Origin of the sequence: Exiguobacterium sp. B2(2022), assembly GCF_028823655.1 — a bacterium.
In the GTDB taxonomy this organism is placed as follows: Bacteria; Bacillota; Bacilli; order Exiguobacteriales; family Exiguobacteriaceae; genus Exiguobacterium; species Exiguobacterium aestuarii_A.
In genome coordinates this window covers 80057-88790 of the sequence record NZ_JAPEHX010000002.1, presented here as the reverse complement: position 1 = coordinate 88790, position 8734 = coordinate 80057, and the positions used below count along the sequence as shown (strand labels likewise).

Below are 8734 nucleotides of genomic sequence, written 5' to 3'. Positions count from 1 at the left end.
ATCCTTAAATCCTGGCGGGATAGAATACTTATATCTATCCACTCCCTGAGTTTCTATCGTATCAATCTTATTTTGAGAATACGGATCTCCAACTATTCCTTTTAAGATACTTAAAATGTCATTATGTATAGATTCTGGATTAGACATATTAGCAACTTCTGTCTCAATAGTTTGTTCAAGATTTGAACCCACTTTTTCGATTTCAGATAAATATTCGTCTAATTTAGCATTTGTATTTACAGATATATATGGATGATCACTTCTAAATTTCGATATCTTTTGTTTCAACTCATCTGCTAAATTATTTTTCAGTTGATGAATTTCTGAATGAGCATCCATTTGTTTGTTCATATTTTTTTCGTAATTAAAAAAATACTCTAGAGCAACTTGATGGGGGATCCAAAGTCGATTACTATCTTTCAAATATCTTAAAACTTTCATTAGACTATTTGTAGAGTCGCTAGAAGTGTATTTAAAAAAATTTATCAATACATTAGTATCAACTACAAAAATAGAATCACTCCATAAATTTTTAAATTCATCATCTTCATAACCAATAAAACCTTTAAATTCAGTCACAAAAACCCTCCTTTTTATGTAAATAAATTGTATAATAAAAACAAATTAATTAAAACAATATTATATAAGGGAAATGAAAGGAATTTTGATATAGTTACCCGTTATTAAATCTATTCAATAAAAATTAAAGTTCGTAGGCTGATCTAACGATAATATGTTGCCCAGGATATATGTGACTGTATATTTGCCCTCAGGAGCCTCCAACCTTTAGAACTACTTCTTTCTCAACTTTTTTTCAATCTTCAAGAATTTTTAAGATCTCGTTCTCCGTCTTCAAATGAGATAGTTGACGTCCATTCTTTTCATTCTCGCTAGCGAAATAAGGACCGTGTCCGTAGTCGTGCTGCTTTCCAATCGGCTGGTCAAATCGATAGATTTCATTGAAACAATACTATCTCATCACTGTGTGAATCTAGGAGACAATTTTGATTACTTTTTCCTTCATGATTTCTCTAGTCGGCCACTCACCGCAAAGGTGTTTTTATATTGTCTTAAAGATTCAGGTTATCCCATCAATCACCTAGTTTTCCAGCTAGACCTTAATTTAGCCAACTCATAAATTAAATAAAAGTGCTGTACATCGGTATCTTTAAGATTATCGCTTTCGTTGAACACCTCAGTAAGTAACAATGATGAAATTCTCTTAGAAGATATAGAAAACTCTTTTGAAATAGGCTTAGGAAACTTATACTAATTATAAATGAACAAAGGTTTTATTTCGGAGGTAGTATATGCAGATAGCAATCGGACATATTAATTTCAATGACTTAGACCCGAGTTTGAAGCACTTATCAAATGAACAAATTTATGAAGTTATCACAAAGTATTACGACGATGAAAAAGTCAATAATATTTTGAACGACTACAAAATATTAATTACTCCATCGAAATTGGTTAAAGTTTTCCCCTCTGTTTTTTTAAAGGCGCATTGCGAGAAATGTAACTCACAATTACATGGTGAATTACAGTCTAAATCGAGTGTCCATATGATTCGAACTAAACCATCTTGTCCCTATTGCTTTCATAAAGCCAATTCTCGTTTTTGTGACTGTTATTTTTGTGAACAAGAACGAATAGAATTAGAAGAAGAGAAAAGAGAAATAGTTGATGCAATTTTTATAAATTTAGATGTTCCTGTAGTTTCTGAAAACGACTTATCTTTAGAAGATCGTTTTTATATGAGTATCATTCTAAGAGCAGCACTTTCCGAAGATATGAAAATTATAGGCCCACTAAACGAAATTAGCAGAAAAATTGCTCCTACCAATCAGTTAATAAAAGAAATAATTAATACATTAACAGCAAGAAATTTAATTTTAATTAGTGAACACTCCAGCTTAGATGCTTTCGTTTTGGAAATAGACGAAGAAGGAAATCGCGATGTTTCTTATCATGGATATCAAGTGGCATATAAGATAAATGTAATTTCTGGTGACGGAAACTATTATTTAATGATTCAAAGATTGCTATATCCTGACCCCGAATCATTTGATGTAGAATTTTGTTATGAAAAATGGAGACAAATTGCACTAAATGAAATTGAAGAATATCTTCTTTTTGAAATGAATAAGGTGGGTTACTCATTTAATTTAGGCAAAAAATCATATCAAGTATTTGATTATTTACTCAATCATTTTTCAACAGCACAAATATTCAATATTATTTATCGTGCTGTGGCAAACAGTACAAGGAGATATCAAGCAAAAGAAATAACTAAAATTCATGCTCAAAATTCAGTAATTACATCCTGTGAATCACAAGGACATCGTGCAATTGCAGAAAAATGGACACTAAAGCCCTATCGAAGAAACTTTGCTTTACCTGAATCTATATTTAGTGAAGTACTATTCAATTCAATAATGCAAATATCCTCTCTCGGTTTTACAGAAGTACCTAGAATACATTTCCGATAAAAGAAGCCGCTTCTACGAATCTGTAGAAGCGGCTATTTATTATAAGACGAAAATCGCTGCAGATACACCGACGACACCAACGAGCGCCATCGCATATACCGGCACACGTGGCATTTCGCCATTGTTGTCGAGTGCTTTCCCGAACATGTAGAAGACGATCGGGTGCACGAGGAACGGCATCGAGAAGATGAGCGGGATGAGAAGCGATGCTTCCGTCCCGAACATTCCGCCTTGAACCGCTGCGAACAAGCCGAAGTGCGAGATTGCCGACGATTGTGCCATTGTCGTGTAATCAAATGCAATCGTGCTGAACGTCAAGATGACGAGACCACCGAAGACAGCCATCATCTGCCATCCGAACGAGAACTGCATAAGGGCTTTGACTTCTTTGAAGTCTTCCCCGTTCGCCGCACGCAAGTTTTTCAACGCGAGCGCCGTGAGCGCGAGACCGATCAAGACAATAATCATCGTCGGCCAAATCCAGAGCGCGCCGTTGTCGGCACTGACTGCGAGGATCGAGAAGACGAAAATGTGTCCGAAGAACGGGATGTTGATCATGATTGGCGCACGTTTTGCCGCCACTTGACCGAAGTCCCCAGCCGTACACGCTCCTGTGAGACCACTGTGTGAAAGTGATCCCGCCATACCTGGCGCGAGGTTACGGATGTGACCCGTACGAGCGAACCACATGATGAGTGCGATTCCACCGAACATCCAGAACAACTGACCGAAGAAACCGTATACGAGAATCGAGTTCATGCCTTCAATCGCGAACGCATCACCAATTCGTGAACCACCGACCATGAAGTTGGCAGCCAAGACGACCGGAATCCCTGCGAAGAGAAGCGCGCGGACAGTCGGTCCATACGTCCAGTTATGGAAGATGGCACCGAGCGCTGACGAGATCAACATCGCAAAGAAGATTTGCGGAAGTGCGATGATCGGCTGCACTGCTGTCGCAATCAAGAACGAGACGAACAAGATGACAAGCAAGAGAACTGTCTCGATGACACCTTTTTGCATGTATACTTTCTTGTCCTGAATCTGTGCTTTATGGTCGATAAGTAAGAACGACACGGCAAGACCGAGGAGTGCGAGGATTGGGTAGTAAAGCGCAATCCCTTCTGCCGTACCTGGCTCGATTGCCATACGGAAGAATCCTTCCAAACCGACGAGCAAGAAGAACGAACGGAGAATGAAGATGAACTGCGTACGTCCTGTCCCGAGGAACATCTCCTCTTTTGCAGGGACGACGATGTCTTCCATGTCGAGCTCTTGTTTGCTTAAGATCTTACGAAGTTCCTGTCCACCGACGAAGAACGAAACGACTAATGCGATGATTGTCGTCCGTGACAAAAAGTCGACGAGCGGGAATTCAGGAAGTCCCGGTGTCGCGATGCCGAGCTCGACCATCCCGAAGCCGAGACCGAGACCGAAGATAACGATGACGAGGATCGGCGAGAAGCGCGTCCCAGCCACGACCATACGAGATAAAATGACCATCGGGATGATGAAGGCCATAAGCAACCAGAATTGGTTGATGAGTTGCATTTGAGATAATTGCTGTACAAGTTCCATTGACTAACCCCTAACATAATTTTTAGCACACAATATCGAAGTGTACAGGAATGAACATTGTGTGACAATAGGGTGTGATGTTTTGTAAACATTGAAAGCGGAACCAAGTGAAATTGGTCCCGCTTTCGTTAATTATTGGATTGTCTGAGACCCCAAATGCCTTTTCCTTTACCTTCGACTGAGTAGAATAAATCTCGTTCTCCTCGATAAATATCACAATCACTCGAATGCATATGGATATGCTTCCTCACTTGTGATTTCCAATCTTTGTAATCGTCCAAACCAAGTTGATAAAATGACTTCTCAACATAATCATAGATTTCTTTTAAGGTCGCTTTTCCACCATGACTTTTTATTGCAAATTCAATTTTTCTCACTAAATCTAGACGCATCGTCACTCCTCCGAACTTTTCTCTAACTCCTCTAACAGTTTATACAAAATAAACTTTACTTCTTCAGCTTGCATTGTTCGCCCACTCGATTTTACAATACGCTGAACATTATTAAATATCGTTTTTCCTTTGACGGAGAGGTCCATCTTTTGAATTTCGATTGTTGTTTGATTATTTGTGACAACCCGAATCGTTTCTTCTGAATTTGAAACAACGACTAGACGCTGAACAGAAGAATCAAAAGAATCTAATGTAACATCTGACCATTCATCTAGACGAACACCAACCGTTTTACGGATCAATAACGCTAGCCAATCTTCACCTTGATCCATAGAATGTATCACTTCAAACAAAATGGGATTTTTCGATACGAGTTCACGATTGGAGTCCATCCAACTCTCCAAATCATTGTCTATCGCTAAAATCGATTTCACTTTACTTCTCAATTCATTTTTAGTTAATGACAAATGAGATTCTAATTCTTCTTTCACGTCAGAAAATGCCAAACCTGTTTGTTTAATGAGTTGACTTAAACGATTAGCTGCATCCATTGGATCAATCTCGCTATACCTAATGATATCCTTGAAATCAATTAAATAGCTTGATTGATTCGAAGTGATTTGAGTATATCTAGGCAACTGGCGTAACCATCTCCGCAATTTACTAAATAATTGTACAGGGTGTTCTTCAAATGAATTATCAAAGAAGATATCATTCACCTTTAAAATAGTTTGACGAACTTGTTCATCTAATTTGTAGAATTCAAATTCATAAAAACCTGCTTCTTGCTCAAGAATTGAGTACAAAAGTTCCGCATTCATTTCTTCAACGAATAGCCCGTTCGCATAAAACGAAAGTTGGTGCCAATAGTCTTTCAATAGTGAAACTGTCAAAATCGGCACAGTCGGTTTTCGCATCCCAAAAGGCTCTTTTTGAAGGATTTTCATGAGCGTGAGTAAGTTACCGCGATCAGAAGTCTCAATATAATTCAACAAGGATTCGCGCATATCTTGCAGAATAGTTGAGTCTAAATTCGTTAGTTCAAAAGGATTTAAATGATTATTTTTTAAAATTGAAACATAAATCAAATAATCTGGACCAAACCCTTCAATCTCAATCTCCTCTATTAAACGACTTTTCATCAATTTGTCTAAGACACTAATCGCAGCATTTCGCTGTACCTTTGAAACTCTTTGCTTGTTAAATCCTTCATTCCTTACTTCTAATGTTTGACTAAACCGGTTATTCATCCAATTAGACAAAAAACTCTCTAATGCAAATCTAGAATCAATGTTTCCAATTTCTTTTCCATCGGAATACCATGTTAATTGTTTCGAACTAAAATTCTCTAACGGTGATAGATATTGTCGAATTTCAAAAATTAAGTTTTCAATCCGGTATCCGATTTCTGATTCTAACTGTTCATCAGATTTTAATAGAACTTTATCATTCAACATGTGTATTAGTGTGCGGTACTCATCAATTTTCTCCACTAATTCATGTTTATCTAATACGAATCCAATAAAAATTCTGTCTGAAAATCCTTTAGAATATTTGGCTAAAGATAGTACGTCATCTAGTTCATCTTCACCTAATAAAAGTACAGACATTTCACCATCTGCCGAAACATGTACGTTATCAACAGAGTCTAAGTTAAAGTAAAAATCTACTTCAATATATCTCGTCATACTTTTATCGCTATTATAAGTTAATGGGAGGTAGTACTTGTTCTTAATAAGCTCTTTTAAAGGCTGAGCTCTAAGAAGATCATCATCTTTAATTTTTAAGCGGTATTGTTTAATTAAATCATCAATTTCAATAATTGAACCCGTATACATTTCATAAGAACCAGAGATGCGATTGTACCTTAGTAATTTTACTTGAAGTAACTCTTCAATAACTTTTTTCGCATCATCCATACTGATTCCAAGACCAAAACTAATTAAATCTTCTTGTACTAAAAATTTCCCTTTAAAATTCTCGAGCAAAGTCAATAATTTTATAAGACGAAGGGCATTATCGGAAACTCCATAACTGACCGCAAATCGATATTGCTTTAATTCTTCAATTCTATAGTAGAGTGTTTCGTCCGAATAAAAATAATCAAATAACTCATCTGCGTAATACCATTTTGTTTCGTCAAATTCACCGTCGAACTGAGATAAGAACATATATAGAGTTCTCTCGTTTTGACCTAATATATTCGATAGTTGAGGTAATAAATAAATGGTGAGTGGATGGATCGGTTGACATCCTTCTAATATTGTTCCATCGATTTCTTGTGCAGACATCTCTGGGAATAAATTAAATTTAGCAATATCGATTTTATATCGTTCAATATCATTCTGAAGAAACAAACTTGGCGTTTTGACTTCTTCTTGTCGTCCCAATACTTTAAATGCAGACCGATAAAATAAAGAAGAATCACTCTCTAAATAGTGGGCGCTAAACCTTTTTTCCACTCTCTCTAATTCCGATTTTGAAAAACTATTTTTTTCTGCATACTGTCTTAACCCTGAGTGAGTAATAAACAGAATACCTAGGTTATCAAGCCGGTTCGAGAGTTCTGCTAGGTCTTGCATTTCTTGCATCGCTTTATATGTTTGAGATTTATCAAGTAGTTGAAGAAAACGACCAAATTCGTCATAAGTAATGAACAGCCCAACTTTTTGTTTTTTTAGCTGTTTCAAAATATATTCTAATTGTTCTAATTCAGTTGTCTTAGTTGTAACAATCAATGATGCTCCTGAAGTAAGGATTGTGTAGTACTTCTTGAACAAATCTATCGCTTCTTTGCTTCCAGCTTTGATTTGAGCAACTAAAGTATCAAGACTTTGGTTATCTTGAGCGCACAGCTTCTCAAGGTTAGAATACGTACTCTGATAATTCATCCGCCAATTCTTTATCGTCTGAATGATTTGATCTTCTTCACCTTTTAAGCTGAATGAGATTCCTTCTTTTTTTAGGGCTTCCACAGTATTTTGGAGAATGACTTCTGCCAACTTGCCTGAATGACCAACAATCGCTACTGGAATCCAACGTTTATCTTTAGACCTAATAAGATTTTCTAAAAATTCACTTTGCTCTTGATCAATTTGAGCAACATTTGCATAAAAACTCTTCAATGTTTTTCCGTTTCGTCGGCTCATCATTAAATTAGAGATAATGGCTCCGACCATCGATTTTCCAGCACCGTAAGGTCCAATTAACAAGTGAGAATTCATGTTCTCATTTGCATTCGTTACAGTTTCTAAAACTCTTTGAATGATTGATAATTGTTTTTGATTCGGCACAAATTGCGTCAATAAATTATCTTTCTGAAAATCGTACGAGATATTGATACTTGGTTGAAACTTATGCATAACTACTTACCTCTTTACTATATTGTTCGAATTTTTCTTTCAAAGCCTCAATAGACGTTATTTCTTTAGTAAGGAGTATCGTGTCAAGCTTATTCGTTCTGATGAATCTAATTGGATATCCTTCAGTCATTTGTGTTGCATATTCTACGATTGCGCTTCTTGAAAGATTGAACACTTTCCCCCAAAGTTCTGGACTCTCAGCTAACTCTTCTACCGCAAATTCATTCTGTCCATGCTTTTCTGAATATACGAGTAAAGAAACGAATAAAATATCTCGTATTTCATCTACATCTGCAAAAGACTTCGTGTAGTAGTTACTTACGTTCTTAGAAATCATCTCTAAGTTTTCGAGGGGACATGATATGACATCTTCTGGAGTTAAATTTTTATAATCCTTCAATGCATACATATTAAGAAGGCAGTCGATATCACGTTTAAGCGTGTTAGGTGAAACAGCTTTTAACCCACTAACCTCTATCCACTTCTCTAAAGCTGTAATTAATCTTTCTCGATCAAATACTGACTCTCGATACTCATTGAAGAACCAGTACCATGAAGTCGCCATATCTTTATTCGTTACAAGATAATAATGTAACATCCCTAACGATAAGCCATGTTGCAAATGTCGATCGTATTTATAAATGATTTGACCAAAATCAGTAAAGGTATGAACTGTTTTTTTTCCCTTTTGCTCCTCTACAACATTTGTAGCAATCAACCAATGTCTCAAAGATTTAGCCATGTTTTTTCCAAGACCGAGAATTTCGAAATGGTTTTTCTCATAAAAAAATCTAGAGTTTTGACCAATGTGTTCTAATCCTTTATTAATCCATGAAGGACGAAAGTAAAAACTTTGATGTTGTCCAAATCCCATATTTTTCCCACCTATCTTCCAAAAGAAGTGAAGTAG

6 protein-coding genes are annotated in these 8734 nt (G+C 36.4%); 1 reads left to right on the top strand and 5 read right to left on the bottom strand.

The genetic code is table 11. The features are described from left to right. The coding region (locus tag ON063_RS00975; RefSeq protein WP_274663936.1) for a PIN-like domain-containing protein at positions 1 to 579 on the bottom strand (579 nt) is incomplete at its 3' end. A gap of 731 nt (positions 580 to 1310) precedes the next feature. Between ON063_RS00975 and ON063_RS00970 the strand changes: the two genes are divergently transcribed. Beyond that, positions 1311 to 2492: a hypothetical protein gene (locus tag ON063_RS00970; RefSeq protein ID WP_274663935.1), complete on the top strand. Its 1182-nt coding sequence runs from the start codon at positions 1311 to 1313 to the stop codon at positions 2490 to 2492. Between the two features lie 39 nt (positions 2493 to 2531). On the opposite strand, the gene ON063_RS00965 is transcribed toward ON063_RS00970, so the two are convergent. From ON063_RS00965 to ON063_RS00950, 4 genes are all read right to left on the bottom strand, one after another. Next, positions 2532 to 4070: a hypothetical protein gene (locus ON063_RS00965; RefSeq protein ID WP_214695213.1), complete on the bottom strand. Its 1539-nt coding sequence runs from the start codon at positions 4068 to 4070 to the stop codon at positions 2532 to 2534. Between the two features lie 128 nt (positions 4071 to 4198). After that, entirely contained in the window at positions 4199 to 4462 is a 264-nt protein-coding gene (locus ON063_RS00960; protein ID WP_047795533.1) for a hypothetical protein, read from the bottom strand. A gap of 2 nt (positions 4463 to 4464) precedes the next feature. Next, entirely contained in the window at positions 4465 to 7824 is a 3360-nt protein-coding gene (locus tag ON063_RS00955; protein ID WP_274663934.1) for a hypothetical protein, read from the bottom strand. Continuing rightward, positions 7817 to 8698, bottom strand: coding sequence for a DUF4007 family protein (locus ON063_RS00950; RefSeq protein ID WP_274663933.1), 882 nt, complete (start codon positions 8696 to 8698; stop codon positions 7817 to 7819). Before ON063_RS00950 ends, ON063_RS00955 begins: the two co-directional genes overlap by 8 nt. Positions 8699 to 8734: the final 36 nt, after the last annotated feature.